Origin of the sequence: Flavobacterium sp. (assembly GCF_965277525.1) — a bacterium.
Classification (GTDB): Bacteria; Bacteroidota; Bacteroidia; order Flavobacteriales; family Flavobacteriaceae; genus Flavobacterium.
This window is the reverse complement of record NZ_CBDIDC010000014.1, coordinates 1-19,751: the sequence shown is the minus strand read 5'-3', so window position 1 is coordinate 19,751 and position 19,751 is coordinate 1. Positions and strand designations below refer to the sequence as shown.

The window sequence follows — 19,751 nt, the reverse complement described above, 5'->3', positions numbered from 1 at the left end:
ATTATGATAAGATTTTATATGCGTTGGTATTACCTCGCCTCTTTAATATCGTCCATCTTCCAGCTTTTATCAAAATAGGCCTTAGTGGGCCCGTAGAAACGCATATAGGTAAACCAGTGTTTTCCCGGCAGGGTCTGCACCCAGTTTTTCTCTTTTCCGACCGGCGCCTTTGGCCCGAAATACAAATCGACAGAACCATCGGCATTTTTTAAAAGATCCTTACGCGATGATAAATCGGCATTTTGCTGCGCATTATCAATCAGGCAGCGTGTCGCAGCATCATAAATGGTAATGGACCAGAAATTTACCGCAGGCGGGTTTGCCGGAATGGTAAGGGTATAATTTTTTGCTCCATCGAGCCAGTTTCCGTTATTGTCAAAATAGGAACCCAAATACGCCTGGCCGACATTTGGAGTTTTGCTGATCATTGCTTTGGAGTACGTCACGGCTTCATAGAAATAGGAAGTCCTTTCGAAAAACTCATCATAATTATCGGCATGCTGCGAGGGATCCTTGATAATCATCACGTAGTCCCATTTTTTATCCGGCCAGTGTTTCACATCCTTAAAGCGTTTTTCAAATGAATTGGCCATGGCCATCTGCTCCCCTTTTTGGGCCGCGGCAATTAAAATTTTCTTCTGGCGCTCGTCAGGGGCAAAAGGTTTTCCTTTCTCGATGCCCAGATTTTTCAGCCAGGACATAAAAAAGCGGTCGCGTTCCTGCACGGGTTCTTCCTGCAAAATGGCATGAAGACGCTCCCAATAAGCAATCCCTGAGGGCTGAATCCCTAACCATTTTTTGCCTGCGGGCGGGCTAATTACCCTTGTAGGTGCTGGATTGGCCCGCTTGTCATACGGATATATTTTTACCTGTTTTAGTAAAGTTTGGGTCACTTTCGGATCCGGATCCAGGGTCCTGAACCCAAAAAACATGTTGACCGTATTGCAGGGTACTATAAAATAACCTGCTGCCCTGAAATCTTTCATGGTCGGGGGCACTAAAATGTATTTGCCTCCTTTTCCTTTATCTGGTCCCATCTCCCCGATCACGGCCTGCTCGCGCTGCCAGAAATCTGCCAGACCGCCCGCGGTATGCCCTGGGGGCATTTCAATTACAGTAGGACCGTTGGCACCAAGATCTATAAAGGAAACAATATAAGGCGTTGTAGCATTTGCGGTCAGGATCCCTAAACGGTCATTATAATTATTATAAAGGATCAAATCATTGCTGGTAGCCTTAAATGTTTTGTATTGCTGCTGCTGCCACTGGGCAAAAGCCACAATGGGCAGTCCCCATAAATAAGTTTGGGTTGCCTGCTGGAAATCCATCTGGTCAAATAACAAAGCGATAGATTCTTTGGAAGGCAGTTCTCCATCCATTTTAACTTCAGTTCCACTATCTGAAACTTGAACAGCAACAGGTTTTTCTGTTTCTGTTGCTGCTTTTTTGCAACCAAAAATTAAAATTAAAGAGGATAATGCTGTAATAAAAAAATGTTTACTTTTCATAGTTCAGGGTAATTTAGCAGTGAATTATTTACTTATAATTTAATTTTGATTTACTTGACCTCTTCAACATCTCCCATTTTCCAGGTTTTGTCAAAAAATCCTTTTTCCGGACCGTAAAAACGCGCCAGGAGTTCGAATTTTCTTTTCGGATCTGTCGGCACCCAATTGGACTCTTTCCCTTCAGGAGCAGTAGCACCAAAATAAATATCCACAGAACCATCTGCATTTTTTTGAAGTCCCGGACTTGTAGAAGCCCGGCTGGAATATTTCATGCCGGGAATCAGGGCATGCGTTTCGCGATCGTAAGCCGTAACGGACCAATATAGTTTTACGGGAACTTTGGCCGGCAAATGGAGTTTATACAGCTTGGAGCCATCAAACTGCTGGCCCTTATTATCCTTAATTGACATTAAATAAAACTGCCCCGTTCCCAGTTTTTTGGCGCTGAAATAGGCCATGGAATAGCTTATGGCCCTTTCATCAACGGGATAAATATTGGGCGCGAGATAATTGGACATAATGGCTTTCACCACATCCTGCGATGCCGGTAATGCCCAACTCGTTCCTTCATAAAAAGGAGGTGTAAAGATTTTTTCGTACTTCTTGTCAATCCACTTATGTGCGTCTTTTATGGCGGCATTCAGGATTTCCTGTCTTCTGGCATCTGCCTGGAAAACTTTCCCTTTCTCAATACCGATGGTTTTTAACTGATCGATCATCACCAAATCTCTCTGAAGCCAGGGCTCTCTTTGCACAAACTGGTTTAACACTTCAAAAAAATGAAAGTTATAGGGTATTGTATTTCCAAAGGAGGCATCTATTAAATCCACAAATGTTGTTTCGGCAGGGCTGTCCGCCTCTGCAAAGGGATAAATTTTTACTTTTCTTCCATATTCCACTGCCCTTTTAATATCACCAGGGCTTCCGTTGGTCAGGTTAGAGCGAAGTATAGCATAACCGGTATAGGTTGCTGAGGGCATCGGGATATATCCAAATGGCACTGCTCCCTTATAATTGGGCGGCAGAATAAGATATTTGCCACCTTTTCCCTTGTCGACCCCCGCCGGGCCAATATCTTCTATAGCGGTCTGCCAGGCATCATCCAAACTTCCGGTAAGTGAGGAAACCCCTTCGGCTGCCGGAATTTCCAGCACCACCGGGCCTTGTCTGGTATCAAAAAAGGGATTAATGTAAATGACATCCGGATTTGGGGTTAAAGTCTGGTTTTTAGAACTGATTAATCCTGACCAGTACACCACCTGATTATAGTCTCCTTTAACTTTTATCAGGCTTTCATGCATGAGTTCAGAATTAACGGCGGGCATTCCCCAAATCACTGCTTCAACTGCGCGATTATACACCAGCTGTTCCTCAAAATCTGCAGGTTTGAATGCTGCTGCTGCTGTAGTATCAGCAACAGCTGTGGTTTCATTTGTTTTTGTCGATTTAGTACAGGATACTAAAAAGCAAACTATTGCAAGTGCTAAAATTTTTGATTTCATGTCTTTTCGTTTTGTTTCTTAAGATGGATAATGATTCGCAATTAAATTTCAGATCAGCTAAGGAATATATTATAGTTTACTGTGGAAAAACAAAAGCCATAACAGCTCTTAGTCCCCAATCAGGTCTTATGTCTGAATGGCCCACAATGGGTATTAAAGGCATAACGGCAAATTGCATGGTCTGCCCTCCTAATTTTGTAATGGCCCCAACATTGGGGCTAACAGTAATGAGTGTTGTATTTCCCTGCCAGTTTTGTGTAATTTCTGAAGTTATACCTAAACTGGCCCCGCTTTTATAACTGTGGGTCAGGAATATCTGGGTGTAAAACTGGTTGAAATCAGCCCGGTCAGCATTACCTGCCACAGACCAAATCTGATTGGCCAGAAAACCTATAGAAAGTCCTTTTCCCTGATGCATGACAAGGACACTCGGGCCAATACCAAATTTTTGGGTTCCTAACAATTTTTCGGTTGCCGTCGGGACCAAAAAAGCGGGACCAGCACCTAAAATAATTCCTTTGGTTTTAGGGGCAAAAAAAGCGGTTACCGTAGCATCACTGAGGCCAAACTCATGCGTGTTTTCCCCGGTGACATCCTGCTGATCCACTACCGGAAGAATATAACGGGTAATTAAATTTAAATTTTCGCTCAGTTTAAAAGGAACGACAGGCTGTATGTTGATCTGGTATTTCGAGCCGTTATAGGGACCAATGCCGTAGGTAAGATTGTTTTGCAGGGGCACACTAATTAAGCTCGCCACCGGGTTTGCCATTTTATCGGCAAGTTCCTGCGCGCTTGTGCCCGCTTTTGCTTCTTCCTGGGCCGTAACAGGGTTTGAAGTAAAATAAAAAAATAGTGTAAGTGCTACAGTTGCAGTTCGAATATGTTGTCTAAAATATTTCATATACTACAGGTTATAGTTAATACAGGAATAAATTATTTAAACTCTGGCTAAAGAAATGTTAACTAATTAATTTCGTAAGCAAGCTACATAAAAGTAGGAAAAATTCGAATACAAAAAACACAAAGAACTGGTAAACAACACAGTAATTTTGATTTCTTTTTATAAAGCCAGCTGAATTAATAAATATTAGCTCCTCTGCTTTATGATCTTCTAATGGCGTCTTGGTTTATTTTCAAAAGAGTTTTCACAGCTGCCAGCGAAGTATCACTGTCTAATGGCATCTTACAAAAATGGACAAAAGACTTAAAGAAGAAAATCGTCTTAATTAAAGTGATAACTACTAAAAAACGGATTCAACTTCCCTAGCCCCGATAGCAGTGGAAATCCTTTTGTGCCGGGTTTCGGCACAAAAGATTGCAACGGATAGCGGGAAAAAGCTCCTAAAAAATAATATCAACCTCAAAAAATGTTAAATATAATCGTCGATGCTAATCATCCCAATTAGATTCACCAACAATTCACAATACCTAAATACCCTGATTACCTGATAAAAAAAATAAACTAAAAAATTCCCATACAACCAAAAATTACCACAAGCACCACCATAATTCCCAAAACCAAACCAAAGACCAAAACGCGCAGCCAAAAACACCAAGCCCCTATGACCCGCAGAACCCTTAAAAGGAACCCCAAAGCGGCCCCAAAGACATAAAGGGAAAGGACATAGAAAAGGACCTTATAGAGAATGACCCATCAAAGGGGTTTAAAAAACTGATATTGAAAATAACAAGAGTGATGAGGCTGAAAATGACTACTTTGAGACCATTGAACCCCAAAAAGATAATCCGGTAAGGAAGGAATTCGAAATTGGGTAGCCTGGAAGTGACGAGCTTCAGGAAGATGAAAGCACCAGGGATGAAACGGGCGGTGCACCGGGCAATATTAAACCTTCCCAGTGTAAATTTTAATACACGAAGATTTGACGCCTGAAAACTGGATTCTAAGATATAAACTTCCGCCAGCCCTTACAACGCATCTGGCCCAAGCATAGGACAAAGGCAGAATTAATTACAATACATACTTAGACTAAAGGCATTTATTTAATCCTTATGGGAAATATTCTTTTCCGAAACAAAAAATATATTTTTAACCGGATTGATTAAAGCTTTTGTCCAATGAAGAACGAATACTTTTTTCAAAATGAGAATAAAGCCGGTAAAAGAACTTGGTTTTTGTATATACAGGTTTGCTCCTTTGCTGAAAGTCTCTTCAATATCATTGGGATGATTGGAAGTGGAGAGCATAACCGCCGGGATCTCCTTCAGCTTTTGATCACTCTTTATTTCTTCCAGTGCCTGCTTGCCCCCTTTAACGGGCATATTGATATCAATAAAAACAATATCAGGTTTTGGTTCAGCCGGATCCTTCAGGGTGTCAACCAACTGCTTCCCGTTTTCTACGGTAGTAACCTCAGAAGGAACTTTCGTGGCCTCAAGGGCTTCCATAAATAATTCCTGATCGTCCTTATCATCCTCAGCGAGTATAATTTTTAGCGACTCTTTTTCTGCTTGGTCATCAGAAGTTACGGCTGAATTTTTAGGACTTGTCATATTGAAGCGGTTTTGTAATTTCCAAAAGTACTATATAAAAGCTTACTAAAATTCGGTCAAAGCAATAATTTTTAATATGCTGAATTTTTATTTGGCATTGACAAAAGATAACCCGTTAGTGCTTCATTACATTGGAGTTGTACAATCATTATCCTTAAATTGTGTAACATAACTTGCCAGCCAGCACACTACCTTGGTATGAAACATAAAGCCAACAGCTGTGCCCGATAATTTAATTTTTCTGCAAGATATAGTACAACAAACCCCTGTGCCCACTGCCGTTTACTGTACAGACTATTTAACGATTTCCTTTGCTAACAACGCCATGCTGAGTTTGTGGAATACCGGCGGGCAGGTTATCGGGAAAAAATTCGCTGATATTACCGCTTGGCCTGAGCAGGAGCCGATCAGCCAGGAAATTCGAAGGGTAATGAAAACGGGGCTGTCTTTTCAGGCCAATGACCAAAAACTTGATGTACTTGTAAAGGGCGAATGGACACCACTCTTTTATAATTATAGTTTTACCCCTCTGTGCAATGAAAAGGGAGCTGTTTACGGCGTGGTTCATACCTGCACGGAGGCCACCAGATTACATGAGGCAAAAAGCCGGGTAGTAAATTCCGATGAAATGCTGACCATGGCAATCGAAGCCTGCGGAATGGGAACCTACGAAATCGACCTTACAGCAAACAAGGTTAAGACCTCTGATAATTTTAAAAAACTCTGGCGTATAGACTCCGACATTACCATAGAGGCTCTGGAGGCAAAACTGCATCCTGATGACCGCCACCTTCGCGAAAAAGCGTACAGAGAGGCCCTTGTAAACGGAATGGTATGCTACGAGGCCAGAATTATAGAGAAAAACAAGCCTGCGAGGTGGATTAAGGTTTTTGGAAAAATCATAAAAAATGAAAAGGGTGATCCGTCAACAATCCTAGGAATTGTTCAGGATATACATAATCAAAAAGAAATTGAAGCAGAACTCAAAAGAAAGATTCAGGAAAGCACACTAGACCTTCGGCGATCTAATGATGACCTGCTGCATTTTGCCAATGTGGTGAGCCATGATCTTCAGGAGCCGGTGAGAAAAATCAAGATCTTCAATAACATGTTAAAAAATGAGATCGCAAATCAGTTGCCGGATCGTTCCGTTATACACTTAAACAAAATTGCTCATTCTGCAAATCGCATGCAATGCATTATCGAAGGGCTCCTTGCCTACTCTACTATTGACAAAAGCACCCAGCCTGTTGAAAAGATTTTCCTAAACGATTTATTGGAGAACATCAAAACAGATCTGGAGCTTATAATAAAAGAAAAAGGCGCTATTTTAATCATAAGCGATCTTCCGGAAATCGAGGGAGCCGCTATTCTTATTCAGCAGCTATTTTATAATCTTATCCAAAATGCACTCAAATTCACAAAAGCGGGCCAGCCTCCCAGAGTTATTATAAACTCCGTTCTAAAAAATATCAATTCGGTTGAATCTGTTGAAATCTCCTTCAAGGATAATGGTATTGGGCTTGACCCTGTCGATGCAGTAAAAATATTTGCCGCCTTTGAAAGACTTCATTCCAAGGATCAGTACGAGGGAAACGGGATTGGCCTGGCACTATGCCAAAAAATAATTAACAGGCACAATGGAACTATAATGGCTAAAGGAAAAAAAGAAAATGGTGCCGAATTTATAGTTACCCTTCCCCTTAAGCAGAATTCCGAAAGTATCTAGAAATCGCTATTGCTTAATAGAATATAATTGAAATAAAGTACTGTTGCGATCTAAACTATTGGCTTTATTTCCAAATATATCTGTTCTTGTTAAAAAATTACACTTCGATTTTTATTATTAAAATTTTGCCGTATTTTTTTAAACCTCGTTTATTACAAGGTACTGTACTTGACTTAAGCATTAGAAAAACAAATTGATACCATAAAACGACAATCCCCAACAGGACATCTAACCAAATTGTTATCGCCATACAAAGACAAACTCTACTTCCAGTAAGCCAACCCTCTTCAAATCTTCCATAAAATTTATTGAAATTTGTCCTGTTCCCGGTCACAAACAAGCCAAATGGCGCCAATTGAAGACAATTGGTGCCATTTTTTTATAATCTCACTTATTTTTATTAGTCTAAACAGCCTGGCTCCTCAGCAGCCCTAGCCCCGATAGAAGTGGAAATCCTTTTGTGCCGGGGTTCGGCGCAAAAGATTGGAACGGATAGCGGGAAAAAGCTCCTAAAAAATAATATTAAACCTAAAAAAACAACAGCAATAATCTAATTCAAAAAATAAAATTACAACTTCCCATACAACCAAAAATTACGATCATGAAGACCGTAATTCCCAAAACCAAATCAAAGACCCAAAAACCACAGCCAAAAACACCCAGCCCCCAAGACCCGTAGAACCCTTAAAAGGAACCCCAAAGCGGCCCCAAAGACATAACGGTGAAGAACATTGAAAAGGACCTTATAGAGAATGACATCTGTTAGGTTCGAATCTGCAGCTCACATTAATTTCTGAGTGCCCCTAGTAAAACCTTATTTAAGTTGATTTAAGAGAGCTCATTTTCATTGATACTTTCACCTGGGTTCTGAATGATACTGCTACAATAAAGAAGCCACTTTATAATGAATTACGCTCAATATAATTGAATGGATTTTTAGAAATTTCCTTTTTGTTATTTAATACCAATTTTGCGGCCGCTATACCCATGGCTTTAAAATCGGTACTAATTACCGTAATTCCCAGCAGTGCCTTTAAGGGAGTTTCATTATATGAGATCAAACCTATATCCGTACCCATAACCAAATTTTTCTCTCTAATCTGTTGTACTAATTCAACTAAGTCTTCTTCTTCAATTATTATGTAGGCCTCTTTTGATTCGAATTCTAATTCAGCATAAATTTTATCCAAAATTTCAAATTCGAAGCCATACTTTTCGCAAAACTTTATAAAGCCAACAAGAATTCCCGCTGGATACGGAAAAACCAATTTAGAAGGATACACTAAAATTATTTTCTTATATTTTTTTAGTTTTTCAAGCCCCTCTTTTAGTGCGTTGACGATATCTTCTTTATAATCTTGATAAATGGCTGCAAAAGCGCCTGAAATTTCTCTATATGAATTATCTATTATTATAAGTTTTTCTTTAGGTATAGTTTCAATGGCCTTAATTACTTTGGGTGTATAACATACATGATTTTGGCTTTTACTTTTAAAATGAGGCATAATCACGAAATAATTATACTTATTAATGTTTTTCTTTAGTGCGTTAATAAAAAGATCCTCTTCACAATAGTATAGATACATATTAACATCTGCCTTAGTGCCGACTGTATTGACAAAAGCATTATACACTTCCATTTTATATGAACTTGGTTTATTTATGAGAAAAAAAACAGTACTCTTGGATTCTGATTTATTGTCGATAATGAAATATCCTATACCCTTAACAGAAAAAATTACGTCGCGGTCTCGAAGGATTTTGTATGCCTTTTCAATAGTATCTCGAGACAACCTTGACGAATTACTAAGATCATTTATCGACGGCATTCGATGTTGCTTTTTAATATTTCCATTCAAAATATCTTCTGAAATACTATCTGCTACCTGAATATATTTAGGAATACTGGAATGGTTGTTGACTCTTATTAAAATATTTATTGATTTTTCCATCATTTCTTATTGAGCTTAGCGGGTAAACATATATTCAAATAGTTAATTATAAATTTATACCAGATATAAACGGCACTCACAAAGTAAAATTTAAGAATGACTATCAAGTAATCATTCTTATGTTGTATTATTGAAGCAAAAAGAAATGACAATCAAAAATGATATTGCGCTTTGCCAAAAGCCATCTGCAAAGCACGCAACTCATGAAAGAAGCGAAGCGTTACCACTTCAATCGTGAGAAGCTGATATACTAGCTTTTTTCTTTTGTCTGTGGATATAAAATCCATAACCTGCAATCAGGAAAATAAAATAAAAAACTAGGTAATCGCATAACTATAATGAATTCACGTTGCTTGTATTTGTTTGTTAATTGTTTTTATAATCGTTTAAATTCTTTCCGAATAAATTGAAACAGTTTCTTAATTATTAGCTATTGGAGTATATTTAAAATTTTTAAATGTTACAGATCCCTCCCCTATTGAGCAAAGTCCTACACGAAGTCCCAAAAATCCGCTAAAGGTATTATGATTAAAACCGGAAACTTCTAATGAATTCTCAATTTTAACCCAATTCTTTCCATCCGTACTATAATACATATCAACAGTATTATTGACACTCTTTATTTTGAGAAATACGCTCTCTTTGGCCACATTTTTTTCTGTTACAAATTGCCACCCATGAATGTTTGCCAATATATCTTTACCATTAGTAAGGATGCCTGAATAAGCTATATTGTTATATATAAGAACCAAAGCTCCAATAGCATTTCCTTCGATTAACATTTCTACCTCTGCCGTATAGGCATGATTTGTTGGATTATAAAGCAGTGGGGAACAATCACTTATTCCATTTCCTTTTGCTTTAATTACAATACCATTATCCTTAACTTTAAATCTTTCTTGATTGTATTCTGAAAAAAAGTTCCATCTCGGATTTAGTGTACTGCCCTCGAAATTATCATTAAAGCTTGCTGTATTTTCATTTGAAGTCACATCTAATTTAGGTCTTTTTATAGGTTTTTCATCACTAATCCCATCGGGTATTTTATACCAGCCGTCTTTAGTCCATTCTAAAGGCAAAAGTAAAGTTTGGCGTCCCATGTTATAAAAACCTTTTTCATAAGCATGAAACAACATCCACCAATTCCCTTTTGCATCTTCAAAAGGTGTCCCATGACCTTTGGACAACCATCTTTTATTACTATCTTCAGCCCTGATAATTGGATTAAGAGGTGAATTCTCCCAAGGACCCAAAGGCGATTTTGATCTCGCAGATATAATCATATGTCCAGTAGCAGGGCCTGCTGTTCCCCCTTCAGCAACTGTGAGATAATAATAGTCCCCCCTTTTAACCAGTTTTGGTCCTTCCATACAGAAACATTCTATAGACCATTCCCGTGGAATTGGCCATCCATCATAAACATGTTTTGTTTCTCCAATAACTGAAAGCCCGTCATCAGATAAGGGTACAAATTCACCATTGGCAGAATACAAATATCTCTTTCCCTTTTCATCAACAACATGCCCCGGATCTATGTTTTTAATATTTAAATCAACAGGATCGCTCCATGGCCCTTCAATTGAATCGGCTACTACTACATATATTTTGTCATTGGCAGGAAAATAAATATAATATTTGTCATTATACTTCACTAAATCTGGTGCCCATACAGAACCAATATTTTTGTTTAAAGCAGCTGTTACCGGAGTCCAGTTAATCAAATCTTTTGAATGCCAAATCAATAGACCGGGATGATATTCAAAAGAGGAATGCACCACATAATAGTCATCGCCATCTCTCAAAATGCTAGGATCTGGATAATCTCCTGCAAAAATTGGATTGGTGTAATATCCATTTCCTTTTTTGTTTGGTGTTGTTTGGTGTTGGGCATTAGAGATAAATGCAAATTGGAGACAAATAAATGTCGCAAAAAATTTAACTGTATTCATTTTAGTTGACGATAAATGTTAAATAAAATATGTTATATAAAGGAATTTATTGATAAATGGTTTTTCTTGAAAGAGACTTTATTTTTGCTTTGTCAGTTTCATACCCTTGAAAAAACAGTTTTTGAGATGTATTGTTTCTTCTTATTGCTTTAACTGCAAAAATAAAAGTTTGATCATAAGCCTTTAATGCTTCAAATTGTTTAGCCTCTTTCGCACTGCGTTTATTGGCTTTTGCAAAGAGTAAATGTTCATCATGCTTTTTAAAATAGCTGGCTAGTTCTGTCCAATAAATATATTTTCTATAGTCTACTTCCATCTGATTTTTTTCTATTAAATATATTTCTCCATCCTAGCTGTATCCTAGTGCATATTTATAGTCATATAAAGCTGATTCTTTAGACAATAAATCAGCCACCTTTACACGAGCTATACATTAAACATTAGTGAAATATGATATCGTAACTGATTTACAACATCATACTGTTTGTATTCTAACAATTAAATCCTGTGGCTTTAATTGAATCATTCAATTTCTAAGAGATTTTACATGCTCTACCTGCATTTGCAACATAACTAGCTTTTAATTCATTCCCTAAATAAAAACGTTTAGCAAACTTTGGGTTTGTTTTCAATTGGGCAAAAGTATTTAAGCTCATAAAAGGCTTAGTAGCAAAAATTAATCCTTTGATTTGATGATTCACGAATTTTATATTACTTATTCTTTCCAAACTACAACTCCTGCAGGTTTTAATAATTTTTCACCAATAAGGACTTTTGCAGATTCAGGAATATTAATTTTATAATCTTCAGAGGAATAATTTACTGCAAAGTTGAATCCGTCCCTCCAGTAAACGAAAATTCCTTCAGGATAGTCTTCTGTTGTAGCTCCAGCATTTATATACATATTTCTTAAAATATCTTTTTCCAATTTTGAATCATCAGTATCTACACCAATATAGGTAACAGAGCCTTTACCAATTTTATTTCTTACAACGGCAGCTTTCCCTTTATAAAACTGACTATTGTATGCTGCCAGCACTTCTGTTCTTTTTTTAGGAGTAAGTAAATCGGCCCAATTATTCCAATTGTAATGGGTAGAATTCATCAATATATCTCCATTTTTATATGATGAAAGCATATCAGTTGCCTCAACATGTGCACCAATCAGATCAGATATTGGAGCTGCCCATTCTCCTTCCCAGATATGTCCGTTACGATTTCTAGTTGCGGTTCGACAAGTTAAAATTAAATGCCCTCCATTGGCTACGAAATTTTTCCATTTTTGAACCAAAGTGGAATCTGCTAAATCATAAGCGGGAACAATTAAAAATTTATATTTAGAGAAATCCACATTCTCAGAAATCACTTCAGTAGGAGCTCCTAAAGACTTAGTCAATTCCAAAAACTTCACAGGATAATTCCATGAATCCCATTGATAAGTCAATTTTTGCCTATCAATTGCCCAATAATTCTCAAGATTCCAAAGAATGGCCGTTGATCTTGCATTCAATTTTTCAGGCACTTTATTATTAGGTTTGTACTCTTTTCGAAGTAATTTGATTTCCTTCATAAATTGGATATAATCTTTACCTCCAGGAGAAAGTGTTACACCATCTGGCTTCATGATACCGGCATGATATTGCTCCGCACTATAATTTATTTGACGAAATCTATAAGAGCATGCAAGTTTACCGCCAGCTGCAAAGGTATGGTATAACCACATTCGTACGGTACCCGGTATCAATAAAGGATTATAATTTGCCCAATTAACGGGGCCTGGTTGAATTTCCATAACCCCTGAAATACCTCCAACCGATTTATAATATTCGGCGGCAAAAAGAATGGATCTGCTGTCTCCTAATCTAAAACCCTGGTCGCCAATATTGTCACTTCCTCCGTTAGGATAGGCTGTGTAGGCAGCAAAATCAAGTTTTTTGGTTCTCCTCGAATCAGAACCTGTGCATATAGCCGTGTAATTTGTCGTTATGTATTGATTATATGAAATCTGATCCCTCAATATACTTGCTTGAAAATCAAGATACTCTGCTTGACGATCTGCTAAATAACGTTTAAAATCGAGCAACGCATGAGGATTGTTACCCCACCAGCCCACTATGGTCGTATTTGGAATTACAACCTCATCAAAGTTATTAAACCACTGACTCCAGAAAGCAGCTCCCCAGGAGTAATTCAATCCTTCTATGGTTTGGTACTTATTTTTTAGCCATTCTCTGAATGAATTCTGAGAATCAGGGCTGTAATCAGTAATTGCTTGTGGCTCATTGTCAATTTGCCATCCTACCACATTATTGTTTTTTCCATAACGTTTAGCTAGCTCGGTAACAATCCGTCCAACAAACATTCGGTATTTAAGGTTAACAATTGAGTTTAAGCCTCGAGTGCCATTTTCTCCACGAATATAATGGCCGTCCATAATAAACGTTTCAGGATAGTCAATACGCATCCATGAAGGCGTTGTTGCAGAAGGTGTACACATGACTATTTTCAAGTTGTTTTTCACACAAATATTGACAACCTTATCTAACCAAACGAAATCGAATTTTCCTTCAACAGGTTCCATTTTGTACCACGCAAACTCGGCTAGATGCACAAACTCAAATCCCATATCCGCTATATTTTTAATATCGCGTTCCCACTGATTTTCGTTCCAATGTTCTGGATAATAATAAATTCCTGTAGTAATCAGGTCCTTTTCTGGAAAAAATTTATTGGCATTTTGAGATTTCACTGTCGTCCCCATTATTATCATTAGTAACAATAAGAATTTAATACTTTTTTTCATTTTTTACAAATCATTTAATTTAATTAAAACCGCATATTTATTATCTTCATCACCAGCATTTTAAGCTAATATTGATGCGATATTAAGAGCTTAATAACGATTTATGAATATCTATTTTTCAATATGGGAGCACAATAGAGCTTCATCGCAAACTAATTTGCTGGAGCTAGCTTACAAAAGTATTTGTTTCCTTTATCTTGTTTAATATCCGTATGTATCCATTTAGGTATCGTTTTCGCGCTTTTGTTGATATTATAACAAAATATTCAGCTAAAGATTCATCTTTTTAGTACTATTAATTTTCCCGAAAAAGTCAAAAAAAAATAGAACCGTTTTTAAATTCAGAAACTAAACTATTTTTTTTGAATAATTGAAGTTTGTGCATTACAATACTGTTCAAAAACAAAAAAGAAGAAGCTATCTATTTTCTGTTTTTTTATTTTATCATTTATTTTCATAATAACAACCGTTGGATAAAATAATTCTCAAAAAATAATTTCATCAAACGGATGTTATATTTTTTTATGTATCCAACTGCGTACTACTTTCACAGACTTGAAAACATTGTACCTCATAATAATCGTTACTTCTTAACAATTTTAAAAGATTTTACACCATCTGTCCCAGAAACCTGTACAATATACACATTGGGTTTTAGGGAAGAACCGATTGACATAGAACTTGTAATTTCAGAATATTCTATATTTTCAACCAGTTTACCTGCCATATCAAAAATTGAAATATCATTTATTTTATTGGGTTCTTCAACTTTAAGGGTAAAAGTTGACGAGAACGGATTTGGATACAACACTATCGACAAACTTGATTCTTCTGAAATATTTTCTTTAGATACTAAACTCTTTCTTGCGGATTGAGAGCTCCCTACTAAATTTATTGTCCATAGCTGTGGATCTGCTGTACTGGCAGTATATTGTCCTAAATCTGAATTGGAACCTCTCCACATTCCATCGAGGTACAATCCGGTATTACGGTTTCTAAATTTGATATATGCCCCGACTGTTTCCTTTGCCCAATGCAAATTCCAATCGGTACTATTATTGGCCTGATAAACTGCTGATCCAGGAGTGGTCTGTCCATTTCCATCAAGATATAAACCTGAAGCAACGTTCTTAAATTTGAAATAATTTCCGTCTGCTTCTTGCGCCCACTGCTGTGCAGTGCTTCCGCTGTAAGTCCACTGTCCTGTAATAGCGCCGTTATTGAATCTATACATTCCATCGATTGCCATCCCCGTAGTTTTATTCTGTATTGTGATAACTACTGGGGCTTTCTTAAGCAGAATGGCTGTAGTAGAAAGCTTTGGCACAGATAGGGTTAACGAATTTGAGTTCACTGAAACTTGACCTGTTTTAAGTGCATTTTGTGTCTCCGATACAAAAGTTTCGGTAGCAGGTAGAGACGATAATTGTAAAGTTGTATAATTGCCATTCGCTACTGAAAATCCGTTAAGATTTACTGTCACATTTTGAGCAGAGTTCATGTCTTTATTTACAATAATAACTGTCATCGCATCTTCTACTGTATTTATCGAGGAATAAGCTGAAACTGTATTTTCTACAGAAGAAACACTTGAAACGCTATAATCTTTAGCATTCTTGCTAAACAGATGTAAGGTTTCCCACATACCAATAGACCAGTTCCATGGGGAAAACAATTCAACGCCATTATTTGCAAATACACCAAGATGCGAAGCATATATAACAGATTCAAGATTTGGGTTACTGCTCGACATAGTCCCCCATTCGCTCAATCCGAGTCCTATTCCATTATTTGCTCCATAATACTGAGTTAACCAATCATTGATACGCTTGAAAATATATTGTTTTGTAAGTGTGGTATCCCACCCACCAGTACTTGTTCGAATACCGTTTGAACCCGGATAATCATAAGTTGTATCATAATAAATTCGGTGTCCCTGCAGTGCTTCAGCATCATTGTTATAAAAAGGATAATTGTGAATATCTAGAACATCAAGCACCCTAACCCCGGAAACTTGCTCTTCATCGGCGCATCTTTTAATAAAATATTCAATCCATGGATAGTACTTCCCATTGATATAAATACTTTCATTTGACCATTTGTACCATTGCCATTCTGAAGTTGTAACAGGTCCACAAAGCTTGATTCCAGGATATTTAGCTTTCGCTTTTTTAGCTAATTCGATGTAGCGATCCATAAAAGCAGAAGCCGAAAGTTGTGTTGGCATAGCCCAATCATGCGTGCCATTCCATATATCTACCTCGTTGTCCATATTCCAATAAACAAACTTGTTTTTGTCCAAACCTAAACCATTGGTTCCAAACCAATGATCAAGAATACCAACAGAAGAATCAGCAGACCAAGGTTCAGTAAACAAATTTATATTTCCATCAACGAGTGCTGTACTTCCTCCGGCGGGATTGGGTGTTCCCCCTCCTGCTAAATTCTGGCCAAGACCAGACCAATATTGTGATTGGTTGTACGCCCAGTCATTGAAATTGTTGTTTGTGTTGGATGCAACCCTGCCCAATAACTGAAAGGCAAACATGCCCTGAATGTTTGAATAGTTATTATTAAGTCCTTGAGCTTTTGCATCCCAGTTTTCGCTATACACATTATTATACCAGTCGGGAGAAACCGTAATTTTTTTTTGCCAGTTATACCCTGTGGCATTATTACCATGATTCAACCGCGTAAAACGCAAGCCTGAATCATTATAAAATTGTACAGATTTATCTAAGTCTTCATTTTTCCCATAGATGTTTGGGGAAATTAAACGTTTGTTTAGCGTTGCATCTACGGTTATGGTAGCTGACTGTGACCATCCATTGGTAAACACTAAAATCCCAATAGCAAAAATTGCCAAATGGAGTTTTCTAATTGTTGGTTGTTTTATCATAATAATTAATTGGTTATATTAAGCTTATGCTTAATTCGGTTGAATAGTATTGACAAAAGTTATCATAAACATAAAATACAGACATCTATTGGACATTGATCTGTAATTTTACTCAATTAAATTCCCATGTTTCGTTTAATGGTGATTCGATAGCATAAGGAGCTAATGCTTGATTATTCTGTACATATCTTTAAAAAATTCAAGCGTTTACTAACTTGCTTAAAGCACTCACGAGCCATCAGTTCATGACCAAATACTGTTGATTTCGGCTCTTTCAACTGTCAATGGATGCCACTTTTGATACTGATCTTTACACCATTCGGAAGCAAAAAAGAAAGGCAATCCAAGTACTATCAAAAGATTTGTTTTTTGCTCTTTACATCAAGCGAGCAACTTACGGTAAGTTGCATCGAACGTTTTTGCATCCAACGCATCTTGCTTCCCCTCAATTATAGCATTCACATCATTGATACCAACCAGCAAGCTTAAGACATCCAGTTTCAAATCCAATGTGTGCGTTAGCCATCTTTTTTCATCTGAAACCAAATGGCGGATCTTTGAATGTAGGCTTGTCGTCAGGACTCAATACACTCTTTCTGTCCTCCCTTCCTTGACCGATATTAGGTAAAAAACTGTTAGCTTCAAGCCACTTGCGACAGGACGCTGTCCATGTAGATTCAGTGTTTTTTGATCTTCCTAAACCATATCCATGACCTCCAGATTGATAAATATGAAGTTCACAGGAGGCATTATACTTTTTCATAGCTAAGGCGTAATCAATACTGTTTTCCACCGGAACTATATCATCATCCATTGAGTGTATCATAAATGCTGGAGGGGTGTTAGCATTAACATGCAACTCGTTCGAAAAATGTTTTAGCATTTCCTGTGAAGGATGTTTTCCTAGCAAGTTATCGCGCGATCCTGCATGAGTAATAGTCGAATCCATTGAAATTACAGGATAAATTAGCAAAGAAAAATCAGGACGGGCACTGGTAAAATCCTTTGGTTGATACACCTTTTCATCAAAATGAGTCGAAACAGTAGATGCGAGATGGCCTCCAGCCGAGAACCCCATGATGCCGATTTTATGTGGATCAATACCCCATTGTTTTGCATTACGGCGAACTGTACGCATAGCTTCTTGCCCATCTTGCAACGGAGCTATAGATTTGTTTTTCATAATAGCGTCATCAGGCAAACGGTAATGCAAAACAACAGCCGTAATCCCTAACTGATTTAACCATTTTGCCACTTCCACACCTTCACTTATAAAAGAAACCCCATAATAACCGCCACCGGGACATACCACCACAGCCGTCCCTGAATTATTGTCTGCAGAAGCAGGATAAACTTCAATAGTAGGCTCAGAAATATTCCTTAGTTTTATGTAATACGTAGAATCAACTATTTGCTTATAGTTGGGATTTTTAATTGAACCAGGCACTTTCCCGTTCCATAGATCAATCACTTTGCTTTGACCAAAAATAGTACCACCAACTACTATCAAACATACAAAGGTCAATACCGTTTGTTTTATGCTTTTTATTTTCATTTCTTTTTTAATAGCCATTCATAATATACCAAGCTTTCTTTTTTCCTTTTTTCAGATAACAATCCTTTTCTGTTATAGCCTTTCTAATAAACATGGTTTATCCTCCCCAAAGATTTGTAATCAAATAACAGCTAGCGAGATACACCAGATAAGTTCGAAATGGGCTTAATGAGCTCTATTTGATTGACATAAATTTGTTTCTGACATTCTTCTGTCCAATTAGCAGCTTCATATGCTGGTCGAGTATTATTTCCATACACAGATTCTCCTCCAAATTCTGAAATAAATAACTACCCGATTTCATTTTACATTTGGTTTTTTATTAATCAGATCGATTAGGCGAAATACCATTAAACCTACATTAATCTGAATTGCCGGGTTTATACATAAACTTATCAAAATCAGCATAAGCTTTAGAGTTTTTACTTTGGGATGCGGCATATAATCCAATATAAACTCCAGTGAAACCCCCATTGGTTTCAGAACTCAGATACCATACGTTTATCTTGTTTAAAAAATTAAATTCCTTACCGTCCAGAGAATAATAAAACGAGTAAAAGTCCTTATCTCCTTTAACTTTCAAATAAATTTTACCACTGGGAATTTCCACCTCGTATGCGGTTTGGTTCAGCACTCCCATACGATAACGTATTGCCAGTTTTTGTTTGCCATTTCCTGATTTTTTTAAAAAGATGTCGTAATGTGCCTGACTCGTGTAAAAAATTGTCATCCCTGCTTCGTCGCCTTCCTTTTTATCATTTAATGATAATGCAGTGCTAGCCGAAAAATTAACATGCTCCTGTCTGCGTCCGACAAAAGTAGGGGAATCATTATCATCCAAAGAAACCGGACTTGTTTTCAATCGTAACGAACCTCTTTTCTCTGCAAGAGAATAATTTCTCATAAATGGGTTGCGCAGGTAATTCCAGTCAACGCCTAATTTAGCTTCATCAAAATCGGTATCAAGGTTATGTTGTTTAACAGCTTGTAAGGGTAGAGTAGGTACATTCATATCTATGTTTACTGTACCGTTGCCATTGATTACCGGCCAAGCATTTGTATCCCATCTAACTGGAGCTAAAAATGTTTCACGTCCCAATACGTGATGTAGTAAGCTTTGCGGACGAAAGCCCAAGAAAACCATCCACCATGACCCATCATGTGCCTGAATAAAATCGCCATGCCCAGTACCTTGTATTGGGTTGCTTTGTGCATTTTCATTCATGTGTGTCATAATTGGATTAGACGGGTTCGATTCATAAGGTCCATAAATAGATTTGCTTCGCGCGATTGTCATTTTATGTCCATATTCAGTACCACCTTCTGAAATGAGCAGAAAA

General features: G+C 37.4%; 13 protein-coding genes. 1 reads left to right on the top strand and 12 read right to left on the bottom strand.

From position 1 onward, the window contains the following. Positions 1 to 29 precede the first annotated feature (29 nt). The 4 genes from ACQY44_RS24265 to ACQY44_RS24250 all read right to left on the bottom strand — a co-directional run bounded on the left by ACQY44_RS24265 (position 30) and on the right by ACQY44_RS24250 (position 5,524). Positions 30 to 1,508, bottom strand: a complete 1,479-nt coding sequence (locus ACQY44_RS24265; protein ID WP_428232856.1) for a DUF1254 domain-containing protein — start codon at positions 1,506 to 1,508, stop codon at positions 30 to 32. Positions 1,509 to 1,558: 50 nt separating this feature from the next. Continuing rightward, positions 1,559 to 3,010, bottom strand: coding sequence for a DUF1254 domain-containing protein (locus ACQY44_RS24260; protein ID WP_428232855.1), 1,452 nt, complete (start codon positions 3,008 to 3,010; stop codon positions 1,559 to 1,561). A 76-nt stretch (positions 3,011 to 3,086) separates the two neighbouring features. Then, complete coding sequence (locus ACQY44_RS24255) at positions 3,087 to 3,914, bottom strand: hypothetical protein (RefSeq protein WP_428232854.1); 828 nt, start codon at positions 3,912 to 3,914, stop codon at positions 3,087 to 3,089. Between the two features lie 1,100 nt (positions 3,915 to 5,014). After that, the gene (locus ACQY44_RS24250) at positions 5,015 to 5,524 is read right to left on the bottom strand and encodes a response regulator (protein WP_428232853.1); all 510 of its coding nucleotides are present in this window, start codon (positions 5,522 to 5,524) and stop codon (positions 5,015 to 5,017) included. 220 nt (positions 5,525 to 5,744) lie between these two features. On the opposite strand from ACQY44_RS24250, the gene ACQY44_RS24245 reads away from it, so the two are divergent. Continuing rightward, entirely contained in the window at positions 5,745 to 7,253 is a 1,509-nt protein-coding gene (locus ACQY44_RS24245) for an ATP-binding protein (RefSeq protein WP_428232852.1), read from the top strand. An 899-nt stretch (positions 7,254 to 8,152) separates the two neighbouring features. Here the strand turns inward: ACQY44_RS24245 and ACQY44_RS24240 are convergent. From ACQY44_RS24240 to ACQY44_RS24205, 8 genes are all read right to left on the bottom strand, one after another. Continuing rightward, positions 8,153 to 9,205 carry a GntR family transcriptional regulator gene (locus tag ACQY44_RS24240; protein WP_428232851.1) on the bottom strand — a complete coding sequence of 351 codons (1,053 nt, stop codon included), beginning with the start codon at positions 9,203 to 9,205 and terminating at the stop codon, positions 8,153 to 8,155. A 419-nt stretch (positions 9,206 to 9,624) separates the two neighbouring features. Continuing rightward, entirely contained in the window at positions 9,625 to 11,154 is a 1,530-nt protein-coding gene (locus ACQY44_RS24235; protein WP_428232850.1) for a family 43 glycosylhydrolase, read from the bottom strand. Between the two features lie 46 nt (positions 11,155 to 11,200). Then, entirely contained in the window at positions 11,201 to 11,470 is a 270-nt protein-coding gene (locus ACQY44_RS24230; RefSeq protein WP_428232849.1) for a hypothetical protein, read from the bottom strand. A gap of 217 nt (positions 11,471 to 11,687) precedes the next feature. After that, positions 11,688 to 11,855 carry a hypothetical protein gene (locus ACQY44_RS24225; protein WP_428232848.1) on the bottom strand — a complete coding sequence of 56 codons (168 nt, stop codon included), beginning with the start codon at positions 11,853 to 11,855 and terminating at the stop codon, positions 11,688 to 11,690. A gap of 14 nt (positions 11,856 to 11,869) precedes the next feature. After that, complete coding sequence (locus ACQY44_RS24220) at positions 11,870 to 13,957, bottom strand: beta-galactosidase (RefSeq protein WP_428232847.1); 2,088 nt, start codon at positions 13,955 to 13,957, stop codon at positions 11,870 to 11,872. Between the two features lie 583 nt (positions 13,958 to 14,540). Then, complete coding sequence (locus tag ACQY44_RS24215) at positions 14,541 to 16,856, bottom strand: glycoside hydrolase family 44 protein (protein WP_428232846.1); 2,316 nt, start codon at positions 16,854 to 16,856, stop codon at positions 14,541 to 14,543. A 532-nt stretch (positions 16,857 to 17,388) separates the two neighbouring features. After that, a complete protein-coding gene (locus ACQY44_RS24210) occupies positions 17,389 to 18,429 on the bottom strand; it encodes an alpha/beta hydrolase (RefSeq protein WP_428232845.1) in 1,041 nt (346 codons plus the stop codon). A 343-nt stretch (positions 18,430 to 18,772) separates the two neighbouring features. Next, positions 18,773 to 19,741 carry a family 43 glycosylhydrolase gene (locus ACQY44_RS24205; RefSeq protein WP_428233184.1) on the bottom strand — a complete coding sequence of 323 codons (969 nt, stop codon included), beginning with the start codon at positions 19,739 to 19,741 and terminating at the stop codon, positions 18,773 to 18,775. Positions 19,742 to 19,751 lie beyond the last annotated feature (10 nt).

Excerpts from the sequence above, each read along its gene's own strand:
- ACQY44_RS24215 (WP_428232846.1), bottom strand. The coding sequence starts at position 16,856 with ATGATAAAACAACCAACAATTAGAAAACTCCATTTGGCAATTTTTGCT.
- ACQY44_RS24220 (WP_428232847.1), bottom strand. The coding sequence starts at position 13,957 with ATGAAAAAAAGTATTAAATTCTTATTGTTACTAATGATAATAATGGGG.
- ACQY44_RS24210 (WP_428232845.1), bottom strand. The coding sequence starts at position 18,429 with ATGGCTATTAAAAAAGAAATGAAAATAAAAAGCATAAAACAAACGGTA.
- ACQY44_RS24230 (WP_428232849.1), bottom strand. The coding sequence starts at position 11,470 with ATGGAAGTAGACTATAGAAAATATATTTATTGGACAGAACTAGCCAGC.
- ACQY44_RS24250 (WP_428232853.1), bottom strand. The coding sequence starts at position 5,524 with ATGACAAGTCCTAAAAATTCAGCCGTAACTTCTGATGACCAAGCAGAA.
- ACQY44_RS24265 (WP_428232856.1), bottom strand. The coding sequence starts at position 1,508 with ATGAAAAGTAAACATTTTTTTATTACAGCATTATCCTCTTTAATTTTA.
- ACQY44_RS24235 (WP_428232850.1), bottom strand. The coding sequence starts at position 11,154 with ATGAATACAGTTAAATTTTTTGCGACATTTATTTGTCTCCAATTTGCA.
- ACQY44_RS24260 (WP_428232855.1), bottom strand. The coding sequence starts at position 3,010 with ATGAAATCAAAAATTTTAGCACTTGCAATAGTTTGCTTTTTAGTATCC.
- ACQY44_RS24255 (WP_428232854.1), bottom strand. The coding sequence starts at position 3,914 with ATGAAATATTTTAGACAACATATTCGAACTGCAACTGTAGCACTTACA.
- ACQY44_RS24240 (WP_428232851.1), bottom strand. The coding sequence starts at position 9,205 with ATGGAAAAATCAATAAATATTTTAATAAGAGTCAACAACCATTCCAGT.